Here is a 16121-nt window from a genome sequence, read left to right as displayed (position 1 = left end):
CTGATCCGAGACTAATTTTTTGAAAAGATTTAACTGTTTTAAAATGAAAATATTGAGATACCTGGGTTTTATGATTTTTGCGATGTCCGGTGCCATGGCCCAGAAGGCACCGCAGCCCTTAAAACTGAACCTCACTCCGAATGGCATATTTGTAGAGTGCGGGAGAATAGACCTGGTCGGAAAAACCCTGGAATTGCAAAGGAAAAAGGCCGGTGAAACTGCATTTAAAACCATTGCCCGCTTAAGCCCTCCCGGTGAAATAGGGCTGGTCAGAAGTAAAATAGCTGAAGCCGCCGGGATTTTTGAAGAAGGAGCAAGGCCTTCGGAAACGGGTCTTGAAAATATCTGGCAGAAGTACCAGGCAAAAGACAAGCAGATGTATGGAGCCATATCCGTTCTGCCGCAGCTTCAGTACATTTTCGGTCTGGCTTATCTTGATAAGGAAACAAGACCCGGAGAAAAATATCAGTATCAGCTGATAGAAGGCAGGACGGTTTTAATGGCCACTAAGTTCCCCTTTGAATACCGTAAATTGAGACGTTTTCCTGTGCTACAGAATTTGTCTTCAACAAAACTCAATAAATCTGTTGTTCTGGAATGCAACTATCCTGTCCAATGGTTTCAAACCACGGTTTTCCAGGTAAGCCGCAAGAATATCTCACAGGAGACCTCTGAATACCGCCGGATAAAACCCGCTGTCAGCCTTCAGAAAGACCCGAAAAAATCTGGGATAGTGATTACCGACACTTTGCTGGATTCCTATGGAGAATACAATTACCAGGTTAAATTGAGTGATATATTCGGAAACAAAGATACCGCAGTTTACTATTTCGAAGGACAGAACATTCCGCAACTGGCCGGTCCCGAGGTATTTAATGTGAAAATCGAGCCGGTAAAAGATGAAAGGTTTGTGAACATCAGCTGGGATCTGACTTCCAAAGATATTGTACAGAATGTGACCCTGTACCGCAGCAGGGAGTTCGACGGCAAATACGAAGCCGTTTCGAGGTTTAACAAAGATGAGCTTTCTTACAAAGACCAGATTCAGGTAGCCAACGAGCTTTATTTTTATTATTTTGAGGTCAGTGATGTGTTCGGAAATGTAAAAAAGACCATCAAATACCAGAATGTGTACGAAGGTAAATATGTTCCGACAGCCCCTTTGAACCTGGACCTGGTCGCAGGGCCTGCCGGACCGGCATTAAGTTGGGTGTCTTCCGACCAGAAAACACGTGGTTTTTATGTGTTCAGGAAAAAAGACCTGGACGGAGAATTTGCCCAGGTGTCACCGATACTTCTGATCAGGGACGGAAAAGGGAGTTTTACAGATACCACAAGACTGAATCCTGAGTCCTATTATTTTTATGCCGTTAAATCGGAGAGTGACACCTATGACAAAAGCGGTTTTTCAGATACCGTATCCTATCGCCCGGCAGCCACGGAAAAAACGGGCTTGTTAAAGCCGCCATATGACATCAACGTGGTGTTCAGGGATAACAAAGCTAAAATTACCTGGGAAAACGTCAATGATACCTCGCCAGATGTGCTGGGCTACCAGGTTTACAGAAAATCGGAATCAGAAAAAGAATATAAGCTGATTACGCCCAGGCCCCTGCCGTTTTACCACAATTACTGGTCCGATTCTCTGCTGACCTCTGCGTTGAAATTCCAGTATGTCGTAGTCAGTACAGACGGCAAAGAACACTTCAGTCCTAAAAGTACGCCTGTGGAACTGGATTTAAACGGAATGTTCGTGATGGTCCCGGACGAAGTCGGATATGAGATGGATCCCAAGGGCATTACCCTGAAATGGACAGAAGTGGATACTGACAGGCTGAAAAGCATCAGAATATACAGGGCAGAGGATGACGGGCAGATAAAGCTCATCACAACGCTGGACAGGAAACTCAGGAAATTCAAAGACATTACGGTCAAAAAAGGCAAAAGTTACATTTATGTGCTTTCAACCGTTGACCTCAATGGCAAAGAAGGTAACCGGACGGAACCTTTATTGCTCAACTTCTAAAACAACTTAACAACATGAAACTTAAATTAATCTTGTCGTTCATCACCCTGTGGGTGATGACACTTCAGTCATGCGAGTTAAAGACTGAGCCGCTTACGCCACCTACCATGGCTCCTGTGTCGGTGTCGGGTATCACCACCGCTGCGGCCGTGCTGACATCCAACATCAGTCATTCCGGTAACCAGGATATCCTGGAACACGGTTTTGTTTATTCTGAAACCAATACCGCACCGACGGTGAGCGACTTAAAAACGGTCAACGGTGCTATAAATCCCACGACACCGACTCCGATTGGTTTTTCGGACAGGATAGAAGAACTGAAGATCAATACCTCATACAATGTAAGGCCGTATGCCACGATTGCCAGCGGACCGGTTTACGGCGAAGTGGTCACCTTTAAAACACTGAATATCATTCAGCCGGGCATCAGAACGGATGCGGCCACGGCCATCACCGTCAATTCTGCCCGAATCGGTGGTACGCTGCTTTCGGGAGGAACCTTCCCGATTTCTGAATATGGGGTTTGCTGGTCTGCTACCAATGCCAACCCGACCACAGCAGATACCAAAGCCTCCAATTCAGGCAATGTCGGCACTTTCCCGAATACCTACATCCTGAGTGCCGGGGACCTCACACAGAATACCACCTATAACTTCAGGGCCTATGTGATCTCGAACGGTGTGACCAGCTACGGTGCAGCCATGACCTTCAAGACACCGGTGATTGTTCAGCCGGATATCACCACCGACGGTTCAAGTTCAGTATCGGTAAATTCAGCCAAACTGAGCGGTACCCTGAAATCCGGAGGGTCATTCCCGATCAGCGAGCATGGCATCTGCTGGTCAACGAACCCGAATCCTACCACCGGAAACAGCAAGTCGCAGGTGTTTGGCAATGTGGGTAGCTTCCCTCACACCTTTGTACAGGATGCAGGCGGACTGAATCCGTCTACCACTTACCACTTCAGGGCTTACGTCATCTCGAATGGTGTGACCACTTACGGAGCCAACCTGACCTTCAGAACTTCCGATGTGGTTTATCCGGGAATCTCAACGGGAGGTTCAGGTTCAGTGAGTGTCAATTATGCCAGGCTCGACGGTACCATTACTTCGGGAGGTTCTTACCCGATCTCGGAATATGGTATCTGCTGGTCAACCAACGCTAATCCGACCACCGGAGATACCAAGTCGCAGCGGTTCGGTAACCCGGGCGGTTTTCCGTCAAGTTTCAGTGTAGATGCTACAGGTTTAACGCCATCCACTGCTTATAACTACCGGGCTTACGTGGTTTCCAACGGCGTGACGATCTATGGAAACAACATGTCATTCAGGACAGCGGTGGTCGTCAATGCCAGTGTGACGACCGTCGGAGGGGTTTTTCTAGGAGGACAAGGTATGCGGTTCTCAGGCCGGATAGATAACGGCGGAAGCTATGGTGTCAGTGAATATGGCATTTGCTATTCAACTGCCACAAGTACTCCGACTACTGCCAACTCCAAGCTGTCATCGAACAGCAACCCGGGATCTTATCCATTCAACTATTCTATGAACCTGCCAGTGGTTACAGGAGGAATATTCTATTTCTACAGGGCTTATGTCATCTCGAATGGAGTAACGAGTTACGGAAATGTCATGCAACTGTCAACAGGAAAAGATTAAACAAAAGCCGGAAGCAAGCTGATCAGAAAACTTTCTCGATCAGCTTGCCGATGGCAATATAAGCCAATGAAAAGGATAGAAATGCTACAAAAAGATAGGCACAGTTGATGATCACATGCTCATAACCCAGGGCATTGGCATCTACAAAAGGGTAGGGGTATTCGCCTGAAATGGCCCCTCTGACAAAAATATACACCATATAAGCCAAAGGATAAAGGAGAAATGAAAAAGCATTTTTCCATTCCAGTTTGTTTTTTGGAGCAAATACCAGCCAGTACAACACAAACATAATCGGCACAACGGAGTGCAGCAGTTCATCCACATAATATTGCAGTCCCTGCGGCTGCCATAAGCTTCTCAGCACCGTATTATAAACGATCCCGACAATGGTGATATAAACAGCCACAGCGGTGATGTTGGCAGGCTTCGCAAACAGGTTGGCCTTCTGAGGCCTGAGCCACAGGTAGGAAAAACACAAGGCTACCAGGATATTGGACAGGATCGTGAAATAGCTGAAAAACCTCAGGATCGTCATAGGTACAGAATCTGTCCTGTTGTAAATAATGAGGCCGAACTGAAGAATGACGGCTGTCCAAGAGGTAAGGGTACCCAGGGCTAAAAAGATTTTCTCGGGCTTTTTTAGATTAGTTTTCATGCTTAATAATGGTTTTTCAGGGCTGTTTACAGAGGTTTACTCAATATGATCATGTCTGTTATCAGGTTTCCGTTTTCATACAAGGGTTCCGGATAATGGTCGACAAAGAAATTCTTTTTTACATCACTTATTTCAAATCCGGCGGATTGATACAAACGGATTTGTTTGTAACCCGTATCCCCCGTCCCGATAACCAGGTTCTTAAAACCTTTTGCCCTGACGGTTAAGGTCGCTTTATTCAGCAAACTCCTGCCGATGCCTTTTCCCTGGTGTTCTTCTGATACGGCGATGTTTTTGATTTCAGCCGTAAGTCCATCTTCCGCATAAATCACACAAACGCCCAGGATGTTTGCACCGGATTCTGCCACCAGGATTTCTGAGCCTTCCAGGTATTTGCCCAGCATTTCTTCTGAAGGATCAGCCAGCAACAACAAGTCGACCGGAAGGGCTTCTTCCTGTCCCAATGAGCGTAAGATCATATTTTCTGTCACAATATACTGATAATTTACGGCATTTATTCCACCACGATCTGATGCTTGCTTAACAAACCCGGCAGGCTGTTTAAACTGAATTTTGCTTTTCTGATATTATTCAGTTCAGGGTCTATCAGGAAATTACGGCTGGTGCTCAGGTCCGCCCCGCTCAGGTTGGTTCCGGCAAAGACCGAATCATAAAAATCACAGGCAGAAATCAGGGATTTGCTCAGATCGGCTTGGGTGAAATTGGCCCCGTGAATCTTACAGTTTTTAAAAGAGCTTTTGTTCAGTTTTTTCTTGTCGAAAGACGCATAATCAAGAATACATCCTTCAAAATGCAGCTCCAGGCCGAAATCCCTCGCGCCGGAGAAATTCACCCCCATCAGTTTGGAATCCCGGAACGTGATAGTCTGAAGAAAGCCGTTGTTAAATCTGACGTTGCTGAGGTTACAATTGACAAACACACAATCCATCAAATTGACGTGAATGACGGGCGGAAAAATACAGTTGGAAAACTCAACCCCTTCATATTCTTCCCTGTCCATTCTTTGGGTTGTAAAGTCTGTCTGGCTTATTTTTTCTTTGATTTTCTGGTTTCTCATCTGCGAAGTTCTTTATCTTTTTTATTACAAAAATAAGCGATAATGCCTGACGAATCTGAAAATTTACCTTAATTTAATCCACAAATTCCGCCTGTTTAAGGGTGATGAATCACTTGGAGAAATCTTAATTTCACACTACATTTGACCCACTAAAAAAGCAACAATGAAGAAAGAATACTGGGAAGTGGAAGACGCACAGGTCATCGAAAAAACGGGCAAAGACATAGCCTCATGGATAAAAATCCTGGACGATTTCAAAGCCGCAGAAAAGAAATCAAATGAATCCGTGGCCCTGCTGCAAAACCAATACAATGTTCCCCGCTACTGGGCCAGGACGCTGACTACGCTTTATCTTAAGAAGGGCTGAGTTTTACATTTGCTGGTTTTGAAAGGGGTAGGAATTCTTCAATTTATCCCTCTTCCCCTTATAAAATCTGAAAACCCAGCTGAAAAATCAGCAAAATGGGCTTTCTTTAAAGCCTACAATTGAATATTTCTGTTTAACTATTATATTTTTCAAAGAAAATCACTAAAAAATCAAAAATTATTAATCTACTATTTTGATAGAGTATATAGGCTTTGTTAATATTGTGAAAAATATTAAAGAATGCATAAACGATGTTGTCTCTGAAAAAGCTCTCCGGCATGGATATGAGTGATACCTCCGGAAAAAAACAAACCATAATTACCTGTTAAGGTCCCTTTAATTAAAAATTTAACATTTATAATTTCAATGAAAAAATTTTTCCAATCGACATTTTTCCTGGCAGTGATTCTGCTGCCCTTCCTGTCATCAGCACAGGAGCCCACCATCAATGCTACCGTGAGAGGTACAGTGATAGACGCCAAAACCACTGAAAAACTGGTAGGGGCTACTGTAACCATCAAAGGTACCACCAATACATCTTCGACAGATGCCAACGGCGAATTCAGCCTGATTACCGGCCAGAAATTACCGTTTACATTGATCGTTTCATATATCGGCTATCTTAAAAAAGAGATCCTGATCAACGAAAGCAAGGTTGAAATCCAGCTTGAAGTAAACAACACCCAGCTGGCTGACGTGGTTGTTTCTTCCCGTCGTCGTCAGGAATCCATCCAGGAGATTCCGATTCCGATTTCTGTCATCGGCGGAACAAGGGCTGACGATGCAGGTGCGTTTACTGTTAACCGTCTGAAGGAGCTGGTTCCTACCGTGCAGTTGTACGCTTCGAATGCAAGAAATACAACATTGAACATCCGTGGATTGGGATCAACTTACGGATTGACCAATGACGGTGTTGACCCGGGTGTGGGCTTTTATGTAGATGGCGTTTATTATGCCCGTCCGGCTGCTACAGCCCTTGATTTTATTGACATCGAGAGAGTTGAAGTATTGCGTGGACCCCAGGGAACACTTTTCGGAAAAAACACCACAGCGGGTGCGTTTAACATTTCTACAAGAGCGGCAAGTTTTACTCCGGGAGCTAACTTTGAACTGAGTTATGGTAACCTGGGATACATCCAGGCGAAAGCTTCCATAACAGGACCCCTGAGCAAAAAACTGGCGGCACGTCTTTCATTTACAGGTACACAAAGAAATGGTACGTTCTTCAATGAGCATACACAATTGCCTATCAACGACATCAACAACATTGGTGTGAGAGGACAGTTCCTGTATACACCTACAGAACACATCAATGTGACCGTGACCGGCGATATTTCAGATCAGAAACCAACAGGATACGGCTGGCCGGTGGCAGGAGTCGTAGTGACCAAAAGAGCAGCCTACAGACAATTCAATGCCATCATTGCTGACCTGGGTTATACTATTCCTTACAAAAGTGCCTTCGAACGTAAACTGGATCTGGACACACCTTCCAAAGCAGACAACCAGCTAGGTGGTGTTTCGGTCAATGCCGACTTTAAAATAGGCAAAGGGACGCTTACTTCTACTTCGGCGTGGCGTTACTGGAAATGGGTACCGTTAAACGACAGGGATTACATCGGTCTGCCGGTATTCACAATTTCTTCAGGAAACTCGAAACACAATCAGTTGTCGCAGGAAGTTCGTTATGCCGGAAAACTTTCGGATAACCTGAGCGGTGTGGTAGGTGCATTCGGACTTTGGCAGGATCTGACCTCAGATCCGGTACAGACGGAAGAAGCAGGTTCGGCACAATGGCGTTTTGCACAGAGCTCAACCAGTGCCTTATGGAAAACTCCGGGCTTGTTTGACAACTTTGGTATCCGTACCACCAATGAAATTAAAAGTACCAGTTTAGCTTTGTTTGCACAGGCTGACTGGGCCATCACCAGCAAACTGCACGTGTTGCCGGGTGTGCGTTATAACTACGACAAAAAAGTAGTGGATTACAAAAGACAGACTTACGGAGGATTGCAGACTACTGATGCAGCGTTGATCGCCTTGAAAAACGGGGTGTACAGCAACCAGGCATTCAATACAAATTATGCAAAAGGAAACTTCTCAGGTCAGCTTTCCCTTCAATACAAAGCAACGGCTAACGTGAACGCCTATGCTACTTACTCGATCGGTTACAAGCCAATCGGTGTTAACGTAGGTGGTCTGCCAACAGCCAACGGTGCGGTGTTAATTGACCTTGCGAACGTAAAACCTGAGTATGTGGATCACAAGGAATTTGGTATCAAAACCAAGCCCTCAGGAAACTCAGTGTTGAACGTGACCTTCTTCCAGACTGATATCAGGGATTATCAGACACAGGTACAGACTCCTGAGCCTGGTGTAAACAGAGGATACCTGGCAAATGCAGAAAAAGTACGTGTTAAAGGTGCCGAATTGGACGGTAACATCCGTTTCTCAAACCTCACCCTGAATGCAGCCGTGGCCTACACAGATGGTAAATACGTAAGCTTCGTCAATGCTCCTGTGCCATTGGAAGAAGTTGGCGGTGCTCAGGCTTTCAAAGATGTTTCAGGCGGAAGACTTCCGGGTATTTCCAAATGGTCAGGTTCGATAGGTGGTGAGCTGACTTTCAAAGGTACATTGATCAGCCTTAAAGGTAACTACTTCCTTGGAGTTGACGAGTTCCTTCGTTCTGAGTTCTCTTCAAGCCCTTCTCCTTCAGAGTATCTGAACATCGACGGCTATGCACTGACTAACGCCAGACTTGGTTTCAGAGCTTCTAACGGTCTTACTGTTTTTGTCTGGGGAAGAAACGTCTTCAATAAAAATTATTATGAGCAACTACTCGCTGCTCCGGGTAGTGCAGGACAATATGCCGGTATCGTTGGAGATCAGCGTACCTACGGTGTGACTTTAAGATATACTTATTGATTAGTATAGGATTGATTGTTAAGCAGAGAAGCCCCGCTACGGGGCTTTTTCTGTTTATGGTCTTAATGTCAGTCTGAAATATTCCGTATCTCCCGATTCACCTTTTTCAAACAGGTAAGAAACAAAGTTTTTCTTTTCCAGTACCCTTCTGGAGGCGTTATTCTCCGGGGTGATTTTAGCCATGAGGCTCCTGATTGCCGGATCTTTGGAGGCATAGTCAATCAGGGTCCCGAGAATTTCCGTCGCATATCCTTTCCCCCAGAAGCCGGGGTGTAAACTGTAGCCTGCTTCATATTCATTTTCCGTGTCTTTTACCAGTTTTGCGTAGCCTGCCAGCGAGCCGTCTTCTTTCGATAAAGCTATGAAAAAGCCGTAGCTGGGGTCTTCGCGGTTAATCCTGAGATTGTTCGCAAACCTTTCGGTGGCCTCTTCCCGGGTGAGGGCACGGCCGGTGATAAATCTCATGACTTCTTCACGCATGGCGAGGTCCAGGAAATATTCTAAATCTGCTTCGGTGCAGGCGTGAAATTTTAATCTTTCGGAAGTTAAATGCATAGCCAGGTTTTTATGGGGCGAATATATGCAGGAGAACCATGCCAAACAAGTGTCCCTGACGGTTGTTGTCAGGAGTTTAGCCGTTCTATATTTTTAAGAATAGTGCTCCTGTCGGCTTTGGAAGTCGTCAGTTCCAGTGCAGTCTGAAAATGTCTCAGGGCTTTGTCATGGTCAATGCCGGTATAGAGATGACCCAGCAAAGAATAATAGAAATGATTTCCGGTGAGGTTCAGCTTTTCTGCTTCGATAATGGCTTCCTGTTTACTTCTTGCTTTGGCTAAAGCAAATGTCCGGTTCAATGCGGCAATAGGGGAATATTCGAGCATCAGAAGGTTATTATACAACTCCAGGATATTCTCCCACTTTTCTGAAGTACTCTCTTTCTGGGTATGCCAGAACGCGATGCCTGCTTCCAGGTGAAATTTCGAAACCTTATTTCCCGTAGAGGCCTGGATCAGGAAATGCGTACCCTGGTCAATCAGCTTCCGGTTCCAGCGTGTTTCGTCCTGGTCTTCATACAAAATGTTCTCTCCGTTTTCATTGGTCCTCGCATCAAATCGGGAGGCATGGAACGACATCAGGGCATACAGGGCATTGACTGCCGGCTGATTGGTGGCCGGGCTTTCTATCAGCAGGTAATTCAGCCTCATGGCTTCTTCACATACGTCTTTTCGGAGGGTGGCGTTCTGAGCCAGCGGACTGGTGGAATAATAACCTTCGGAAAACAAAAGATACAAGGTCGTCAGGACCGTTTCGAGCCTTTCGTTTATTTCTGAAATGGAGGGCTGTTCAATTTTTATCCGGCTTTCCCTGAGTTTTTCCTTGGCCCGGTTCAGTCTTTTGTAAATAACTTCCTTGCCGGTTAAAAACGCGTCGGCGATTTCCTGGATTCCAAAACCGCAGAGTAAATTGAGGGCAAGGGCAATTTGCGACTCATCAGAGATAGAGGGGTCGCAAACCGTGAAAATCATCGCCAGCTGGCTGTCGGCAATGTTTTTATGGGACAGGTCGATTTCAAATTCTTCGGTTCTGGGAGTGCTGTATCTTATTTCGGCCGAAAGTTTCTGTTCAAAGACCGTGTTCCGTTTCAGGTAGTTTTTGGTTTTGTTTTTAGCCACCGTATAAAGCCAGCCTGCCGGATTTTCCGGTATTCCCTTTGTAGCCCACAGTTCTGTAGCTGAGAGGAATGTATCGCTTACGATGTCTTCCGCAATCTCAATGTGCTCTATACCGAATAAATAACAGAGTACCGAAACGATGTTCCGGTACTCTGTCCTGAATAAATGCGGTAAAATAACTTCTTCTTCCATCAGTCAATAAGAATGCCCGGGCAAAAATACGAAGACAATCTTACTTAATCTATCAGGAAGCCGGAATAGCCATCCGTACTTCCACCACAGCTCCATATTGCAATACCGGGCATCCTTTTGCGATTTCCACGGCTTCCTCATAGCTTTCAGCCCTGATCAGGAAAAGACCGCCTAATGATTCCTTGATTTCCGCATACGGACCGTTCGTGACGGTGTTGTTCTGTCTTACCACCCTGCCACCCAGGTCCCATCTTTTAGGAGGGGCTACCAGTTTGTTCTGGGCCGCTATACCACCGATCCAGTCCTGGAAAGGCTTGATGGCCGCCTGCATCTGCTCCGGTGACGGGCTTGCGTTCTCACTTGTCAGATCCCTGTGGATCGCGATTAAAAACTCATTCATAACTGTTTTGTTAATGGTTTGCTAAATTATTCAAAAAACATCATTCTTTTATCACAAGAGGCTGATCGGTCATGCGAAGCGGATCATCCAGGAATTCACTTCCCTCACTTTCATCGTGCGTATGCTCCTGTTCTTCGGCCGTTTCTTCGCCTGGTCTGGTTACTGTTCCCGGGTCTGTCATATTTTTATGCATTGTATTGTGATCAACCGAACTGTCCGACAACATAAGTCCCGGGTGTGTTGGGAAACGCAAGGTTGATGCGGTTCCAGGTATTGATATTGGTGACGACAAAGGTGAGGTCGATCAGTTCTTCATCTGAAAAATGTTTCTTAACCGCAAGGTATACTTCATCAGGTACATGGCATGCTGTGAGGGCTTCGGCCCAGGTAAAGGCGGCTCTTTCACGCTCAGTATAATAAGGAGACTCATGCCAGGCACTCAGGCCGTACAGGCGTTGCTCGGTCTCGCCTTTGGCACGGGCGTCTTTGTAGTGCATGTCAAGACAATACGCACAACGGTTAATCTGAGACACCCTGAAACAAACCAGTTCTCTCAATTCGATTTCAATGGATGATTTTTTAAGGTAGCCACCCACACCATATAAAGTCTTTAATGCATTTTGTCCTTTTTCGTGGACGTTGATTCTCTGTTCCATTTGTTTTAAAATTTGATGTTGTAAATACTATTGACAAGTGACTTTTCAGGATTGGACATTTTGCTGATCTTTTTTTTTCTGTCCGGAAAAAACGGGTGTTTAACCTACAGGATGATGTTGTTTTTGGGTTTCAGCAAAGGAGGAAGGTCCGCTTCTCCGAGCATTTCTCTCAGGTCGATTTCTATCATCCGGCTGATCTGCGATATGGGTACATCATTGGCTCCTCCTTCAAACGGGTTTTCAGTGCTGTCTCCCACCTGTTCCAGCGAAGTGTACATCCATGAAATAATCACACTGAAAGGAATCACCAGCCAGATCATATGCCCCGCCATCAGGCCGCTTACCCGCTCATTCAACTGATCGAACTCCCTGAGCATTCCAAACGGAAGCAGAAAACAGAAAAACCTTACAAACAGGGTGTTGATGATAGAGTACTGTCTCGGGTAAGGGAAGTTTTTGATCCTTTCGCTTTTGCCCTGCTGTTCCAGGAATTCCCTGACGGCTTTTTCCATTTCCAGGAAATAGTTGATCACGATTTCATTCCGGTCCAGAAGCTCCCTGAGGGTTTTGCTCTGAAGGCTCATCAATTGGGTAGCCTTGTTTTTTGTGGCAAGAATGTAGCTGAGGTCTTCCGCGGATAAATATTTCGACAGTTCAGTTTCCAGCGGGGTCTCTTTTTCCGGAATTGTATAGAATTTCTGATATTCGGCATTAGGTTTTTTACCGGTACTTTCCCAGGGTCTTTCCCGCCTCATTTTATATCTCATGACCGTCAGCCAGGCAAAATGACGATAGATCAGCTCTGTAGATTTTTCATAGTTTTTGAGATAATCGCGGCTCATCAGTCCCCAGGCCCTGCTGCTGTTGAGGACAGAAATCCAGACTTGCTGGGCCTCGAGTGTCCTGCTGTAGGTCTGTGTGTTTTTAAAGCCGACGATAAAAGCCGTGGCTGTTCCTAAAAGTGCGACCACCGTCCAGGGAATCACCAGCCATTTCAAATCAGCCACCTGGTAGAGGATGACGGGTAAACTCCCCATGACGAGTAATTCGTAAATACTCTTTCTTGTCCAGACAAGAAACTCCGATAATCTGTAGGATTTACCTGTATGCATACTGTTTCATTTTGTTTAAAGTCGTTGTATGACAACCGGCTTTCCGGAATTGGACAAAATGAACCAGGTATTTTTTTATTCAGGTTTTAACAGGAAAGATCAGGGCACAAAAAAAGGGTTTCAAAATCTTCATTCTGAAACCCTTTTTCTATCATTTAAAGATGTAGTAATCGTTCTCCTTAATCCATTCTTCCTTTCTCCTCTCCAGCATTTAACTAAAAATAACACTCTTCATGCTGATAGAACCCATATCAAAAGTATCGTTGAAAAACTCAAAGTTATCTGTTTTCTCCCTTAAACCGAGGGCGTACATCAATGGCAGGTAGTGGTCATTGGTAGGGTGGGCGAGTGAGCCGATCTGACCCAGTTTCTGATAATTGATCAGCGGTGCCGGGTTGTTTTCCTCAATACTCTTTTTAACCAGCAGATCAAACTCAATAGCCCAATCATAAGGGGTTTTGTCTCCCTGCCATTTTACCATGCGGAGGTTATGCACCACGTTGCCGCTGGCTACGATCAGCACTCCCCTTGACCTCAGCACGGCCAGTTCCTTAGCCAGGTTGAAGTGATATTCAGGCGACTGGTGGTAATCGATGCTCATCTGGAAAACAGGAACATTGGCTTTGGGATACATGTTCTGCAGCACCGACCAGGCCCCGTGATCCAGTCCCCATTCAAAATCCTCATGTACGACGGTAGAATGGATACTTTCAATAGCCATTTTAGCATAATCCGGAGCTCCGGGAGCGGGATATTGCTGTCTGAACAGTTCGTCGGAGAAACCACCGAAATCGTGAATGGTTTCAGGTTTACCGGTCATGGTTACCGCTGTGCCCCTTGTGAGCCAATGGGCTGAAATTACCAGGACGGCTTTGGGCGGGGTCAGTTTCTGACCTATTTCTTTCCAGGTTTTACTGTAGATGTTGTCGGTGATGGCATTCATCGGGTTGCCGTGACCAACAAACAACACTGGCATTTTCTCTGTCAATGCCTGGTCTTTTATAGTGTTGCCAAATTCTTTTATATTCATTGCTAAACTGCTTAAAGGAATCACCGAAAGAGCTTGTAAAAAAGTCTTTCTGTTCATGTTGTTGACATTTTTAATTAATGTAGTAACATATAATGTTGGAGTTTAGTTCTTTTTTGTGGAGAAGGCAGAATGGAGGATGGAAAAAGGAGTATGGAAGGAGTGAGCGATAAGCGATAGTTGTATTTGTCTACGTGATTTCTTGCATGCTAGTTCAGGACATGACACCCTTTGTCCTTTCACCCTTTGTCCTTTCACCCTTTTCCTTTACTCCTTTTCCCTGCTACTTCAACACCACCGTCTTTCCCGTCTTCGCAGATTCTCTGGCGGCTTCGAGTATTTTTACGACCACAAGATTGTTTTCCATAGAATAAAGCCCGTAAGGTCCGGTCTTGATTTTGCCGTCGATCACCTGTTTGAAATAGAGGAATGGATCAACGTACACCCCGGTTTCTTCCGGAGTCAGGTTCATGTAGCGGTCCTTGTTGTTGGCTTTATTGCGGACTTTCATCTTATTGTTGTTCTCGGTGATGATGTATCCGGTTTCGCCGTAAATCTCCATGTCTTTGCGGCCAAAAGGCCAGTTCCATGAAGCCTGGATGATGCACTGGGCATCCGGATAGCTCACAATAATGGTGGCCTCGTCATCTACTTTGGAATATATTTCGGGTTTGAATTGTCTCGTCACGGCCGTCACCGACAAAGGCTGCTTTCCTTTCATCAGGTAAGTCATGAGGTTGGCTCCATAACAACCGAAATCGACCAAAGCCCCGCCGCCGTTCTGGACCGGGTCACTCAGCCAGCCCAGGAACTCCTTGCTGACGCCGATTTCTTTAGGCCCTTCGTGTCCGTCATGGATGACCACTTTCCTGACTTTCCCGACAAATGAACTGTCATTGATCAGCTGGAAAGATTTCTCTGTAACCGGATACCAGGAAGTTTCGTAATTGGTGAGCAGGTAGATATTGTGCTTTTTAGCCAGGGCCAGCATTTTTTCTGCGTGGGCTACGTTGGTTGCCAGGGGTTTTTCCACCATCACGTGGATGCCTTTGGGAGCACAGGCTTCAACCGCCGCCATGTGTTCATAAATAGACCCGAATGCTACAGCACCTGTTGGTTTAACAGTTGTGAGCATTTTTTCCAGGTCGTTGTAAAACAGGTCTTTGCTGAGTTTGTAATTTTTGACATAACGGTCTACCAGCTCCTGGTTGGGTTCATACACGCCTGCCAGTTCAATCTCGGCTTTGTTTTTATGATTCAGAATCCAGCCGACATGGCCGTGAGAGGAGCCTATCACCACGAGGCGGAGTGGTTTTGAGGAAGGGGCCTGTCCTTGGGAAACACCCGGAGCCAGGATGTAAAACAGCAATAACAGGCAGACAATCTGTACGTTTTTAAAAGGTTTCATCGGGTATATTTAATTTTGGCTGAATAATCTTTGAAGATAATAATAATTTAAATAATCCTCACATCATCGCCCTTCTATTCAATTCAAAGCATCCGTGATGGCCTTGAAATTATGAAATTCTTCCGCAAAACCACTTTCACCATGAAGAATGGCAGCGACGGTCAGACGGAACAAGGCGGCCCTGGTCAGCATTTCTTTATAATAAGGGGTATCCGGAAGCAGGGAAATGGAAGACAGAGGGCTGTTTTCCCAGGCTATACCGTCACAGATAAGAATGGCTTCGGCATAAGCCGCCGGTGCCTTGAAAGGAGAAAAATCAATAACCAGAGGCAACTGTCCTTCTTCAAACAGGATATTCCCGCAGAGATCGGCATGGATGATCTGGGGAAATCCCATGGCCCCGGGTGACACTTTATCTAAAAGTCCCCGGAGTATTTTTGCGGCATGTGGGGGTAAATCCTGAGGCAGTTCATCCGTTTGCCAGGCCACCCGGTGGGCCCTTGCCCAGGGGTCATTGTTTTCGGGCATTTCACCGGGGTTTAACCTTGAAAGGCCGGTGTGCAAAGCCCTGCAGACAGCCAGCTTTTCCGTTGTATGTCCTTTCTTATGCTGCCCTTTTTCAAACCGGGAGGCCGACCAGCCATCTTCAATAAATTTACCTTTGCCTGATTTCAGAGGCCTGGAAATCCTGTATTGCTCAGGAGTCAATCCGGACCAGGCGGTGCCGGCCCATTCTGCTAAAGGGACGTTGTCAACGGGCTTCAGCAAGTGATCATCCGCCAGGAATGAACGGTTTTCACCACCCGGCAGCGGTATTGGCAGGCCGCTGAGTCCGAAAGATCTGATTACATGCTGAGGTACGCCCATAATGGTTGAAGATTATCCAAAGATAAACCCTTTTAAAATAGGAACAATCATCGTTTTGAAGCTTCAATGGCTAT

General features: G+C 45.7%; 16 protein-coding genes. 4 read left to right on the top strand and 12 right to left on the bottom strand.

Annotated elements, in window-relative coordinates; all coding sequences use genetic code 11:
* Positions 1-43: 43 nt before the first annotated feature.
* Both GVN16_RS18760 and GVN16_RS18755 read left to right on the top strand, forming a co-directional pair.
* Entirely contained in the window at positions 44-2026 is a 1983-nt protein-coding gene (locus tag GVN16_RS18760) for a hypothetical protein (protein ID WP_166565474.1), read from the top strand.
* A 14-nt stretch (positions 2027-2040) separates the two neighbouring features.
* Positions 2041-3684, top strand: a complete 1644-nt coding sequence (locus GVN16_RS18755) for a hypothetical protein (protein ID WP_166565473.1) — start codon at positions 2041-2043, stop codon at positions 3682-3684.
* Between the two features lie 22 nt (positions 3685-3706).
* Here GVN16_RS18755 and GVN16_RS18750 read toward each other — a convergent pair whose 3' ends face one another.
* The 3 genes from GVN16_RS18750 to GVN16_RS18740 are packed head-to-tail and all read right to left on the bottom strand — an operon-like array spanning position 3707 to position 5417.
* Positions 3707-4339, bottom strand: a complete 633-nt coding sequence (locus GVN16_RS18750) for a Pr6Pr family membrane protein (RefSeq protein ID WP_166565472.1) — start codon at positions 4337-4339, stop codon at positions 3707-3709.
* 26 nt (positions 4340-4365) lie between these two features.
* The gene (locus GVN16_RS18745) at positions 4366-4818 is read right to left on the bottom strand and encodes a GNAT family N-acetyltransferase (protein ID WP_166565471.1); all 453 of its coding nucleotides are present in this window, start codon (positions 4816-4818) and stop codon (positions 4366-4368) included.
* Positions 4819-4853: 35 nt separating this feature from the next.
* Positions 4854-5417 carry a pentapeptide repeat-containing protein gene (locus tag GVN16_RS18740; RefSeq protein ID WP_166565470.1) on the bottom strand — a complete coding sequence of 188 codons (564 nt, stop codon included), beginning with the start codon at positions 5415-5417 and terminating at the stop codon, positions 4854-4856.
* 163 nt (positions 5418-5580) lie between these two features.
* Between GVN16_RS18740 and GVN16_RS18735 the strand changes: the two genes are divergently transcribed.
* Positions 5581-5784, top strand: coding sequence for a DUF4287 domain-containing protein (locus GVN16_RS18735; protein WP_166565469.1), 204 nt, complete (start codon positions 5581-5583; stop codon positions 5782-5784).
* A 366-nt stretch (positions 5785-6150) separates the two neighbouring features.
* Complete coding sequence (locus GVN16_RS18730; RefSeq protein WP_166565468.1) at positions 6151-8712, top strand: TonB-dependent receptor; 2562 nt, start codon at positions 6151-6153, stop codon at positions 8710-8712.
* A gap of 54 nt (positions 8713-8766) precedes the next feature.
* Here GVN16_RS18730 and GVN16_RS18725 read toward each other — a convergent pair whose 3' ends face one another.
* The 9 genes from GVN16_RS18725 to GVN16_RS18685 form a co-directional block, all read right to left on the bottom strand.
* Positions 8767-9267, bottom strand: a complete 501-nt coding sequence (locus GVN16_RS18725; RefSeq protein WP_166565467.1) for a GNAT family N-acetyltransferase — start codon at positions 9265-9267, stop codon at positions 8767-8769.
* A gap of 68 nt (positions 9268-9335) precedes the next feature.
* Positions 9336-10577: an RNA polymerase sigma factor gene (locus GVN16_RS18720; protein WP_166565466.1), complete on the bottom strand. Its 1242-nt coding sequence runs from the start codon at positions 10575-10577 to the stop codon at positions 9336-9338.
* A 52-nt stretch (positions 10578-10629) separates the two neighbouring features.
* A complete protein-coding gene (locus GVN16_RS18715) occupies positions 10630-10977 on the bottom strand; it encodes a YciI family protein (protein ID WP_166565465.1) in 348 nt (115 codons plus the stop codon).
* 40 nt (positions 10978-11017) lie between these two features.
* Complete coding sequence (locus tag GVN16_RS18710) at positions 11018-11158, bottom strand: hypothetical protein (protein ID WP_166565464.1); 141 nt, start codon at positions 11156-11158, stop codon at positions 11018-11020.
* Between the two features lie 22 nt (positions 11159-11180).
* Positions 11181-11633 (bottom strand): carboxymuconolactone decarboxylase family protein, encoded by a 453-nt coding sequence (locus GVN16_RS18705; protein WP_166565463.1) that lies wholly within the window; start codon positions 11631-11633, stop codon positions 11181-11183.
* 104 nt (positions 11634-11737) lie between these two features.
* Positions 11738-12745 (bottom strand): bestrophin family protein, encoded by a 1008-nt coding sequence (locus tag GVN16_RS18700; protein WP_166565462.1) that lies wholly within the window; start codon positions 12743-12745, stop codon positions 11738-11740.
* Positions 12746-12956: 211 nt separating this feature from the next.
* On the bottom strand, positions 12957-13832 hold the full coding sequence (ygiD, locus tag GVN16_RS18695; RefSeq protein ID WP_166565461.1) for a 4,5-DOPA dioxygenase extradiol: 876 nt from the start codon (positions 13830-13832) through the stop codon (positions 12957-12959).
* A 223-nt stretch (positions 13833-14055) separates the two neighbouring features.
* On the bottom strand, positions 14056-15180 hold the full coding sequence (locus tag GVN16_RS18690; RefSeq protein WP_166565460.1) for a Gfo/Idh/MocA family protein: 1125 nt from the start codon (positions 15178-15180) through the stop codon (positions 14056-14058).
* A 78-nt stretch (positions 15181-15258) separates the two neighbouring features.
* On the bottom strand, positions 15259-16047 hold the full coding sequence (locus tag GVN16_RS18685) for a hypothetical protein (protein ID WP_166565459.1): 789 nt from the start codon (positions 16045-16047) through the stop codon (positions 15259-15261).
* Positions 16048-16121 lie beyond the last annotated feature (74 nt).

The sequence above is a fragment of the Emticicia sp. CRIBPO genome, assembly GCF_009905725.1.
Taxonomy (GTDB): domain Bacteria; phylum Bacteroidota; class Bacteroidia; order Cytophagales; family Spirosomataceae; genus Leadbetterella.
Note: the sequence above shows the minus strand (reverse complement) of the source record. Positions and strands in the feature narration are given on the sequence as shown.

Bases quoted from the DNA above. Each gene is read 5' to 3' on its own strand.
- GVN16_RS18715 (WP_166565465.1), bottom strand. From the start codon at position 10,977: ATGAATGAGTTTTTAATCGCGATCCACAGGGATCTGACAAGTGAGAAC.
- GVN16_RS18705 (WP_166565463.1), bottom strand. From the start codon at position 11,633: ATGGAACAGAGAATCAACGTCCACGAAAAAGGACAAAATGCATTAAAG.
- GVN16_RS18700 (WP_166565462.1), bottom strand. From the start codon at position 12,745: ATGCATACAGGTAAATCCTACAGATTATCGGAGTTTCTTGTCTGGACA.
- GVN16_RS18685 (WP_166565459.1), bottom strand. From the start codon at position 16,047: ATGGGCGTACCTCAGCATGTAATCAGATCTTTCGGACTCAGCGGCCTG.
- GVN16_RS18690 (WP_166565460.1), bottom strand. From the start codon at position 15,180: ATGAAACCTTTTAAAAACGTACAGATTGTCTGCCTGTTATTGCTGTTT.
- GVN16_RS18760 (WP_166565474.1), top strand. From the start codon at position 44: ATGAAAATATTGAGATACCTGGGTTTTATGATTTTTGCGATGTCCGGT.
- GVN16_RS18755 (WP_166565473.1), top strand. From the start codon at position 2,041: ATGAAACTTAAATTAATCTTGTCGTTCATCACCCTGTGGGTGATGACA.
- GVN16_RS18730 (WP_166565468.1), top strand. From the start codon at position 6,151: ATGAAAAAATTTTTCCAATCGACATTTTTCCTGGCAGTGATTCTGCTG.
- GVN16_RS18745 (WP_166565471.1), bottom strand. From the start codon at position 4,818: ATGATCTTACGCTCATTGGGACAGGAAGAAGCCCTTCCGGTCGACTTG.
- GVN16_RS18740 (WP_166565470.1), bottom strand. From the start codon at position 5,417: ATGAGAAACCAGAAAATCAAAGAAAAAATAAGCCAGACAGACTTTACA.
- GVN16_RS18710 (WP_166565464.1), bottom strand. From the start codon at position 11,158: ATGACAGACCCGGGAACAGTAACCAGACCAGGCGAAGAAACGGCCGAA.
- GVN16_RS18750 (WP_166565472.1), bottom strand. From the start codon at position 4,339: ATGAAAACTAATCTAAAAAAGCCCGAGAAAATCTTTTTAGCCCTGGGT.
- GVN16_RS18735 (WP_166565469.1), top strand. From the start codon at position 5,581: ATGAAGAAAGAATACTGGGAAGTGGAAGACGCACAGGTCATCGAAAAA.
- ygiD (WP_166565461.1), bottom strand. From the start codon at position 13,832: ATGAACAGAAAGACTTTTTTACAAGCTCTTTCGGTGATTCCTTTAAGC.
- GVN16_RS18720 (WP_166565466.1), bottom strand. From the start codon at position 10,577: ATGGAAGAAGAAGTTATTTTACCGCATTTATTCAGGACAGAGTACCGG.
- GVN16_RS18725 (WP_166565467.1), bottom strand. From the start codon at position 9,267: ATGCATTTAACTTCCGAAAGATTAAAATTTCACGCCTGCACCGAAGCA.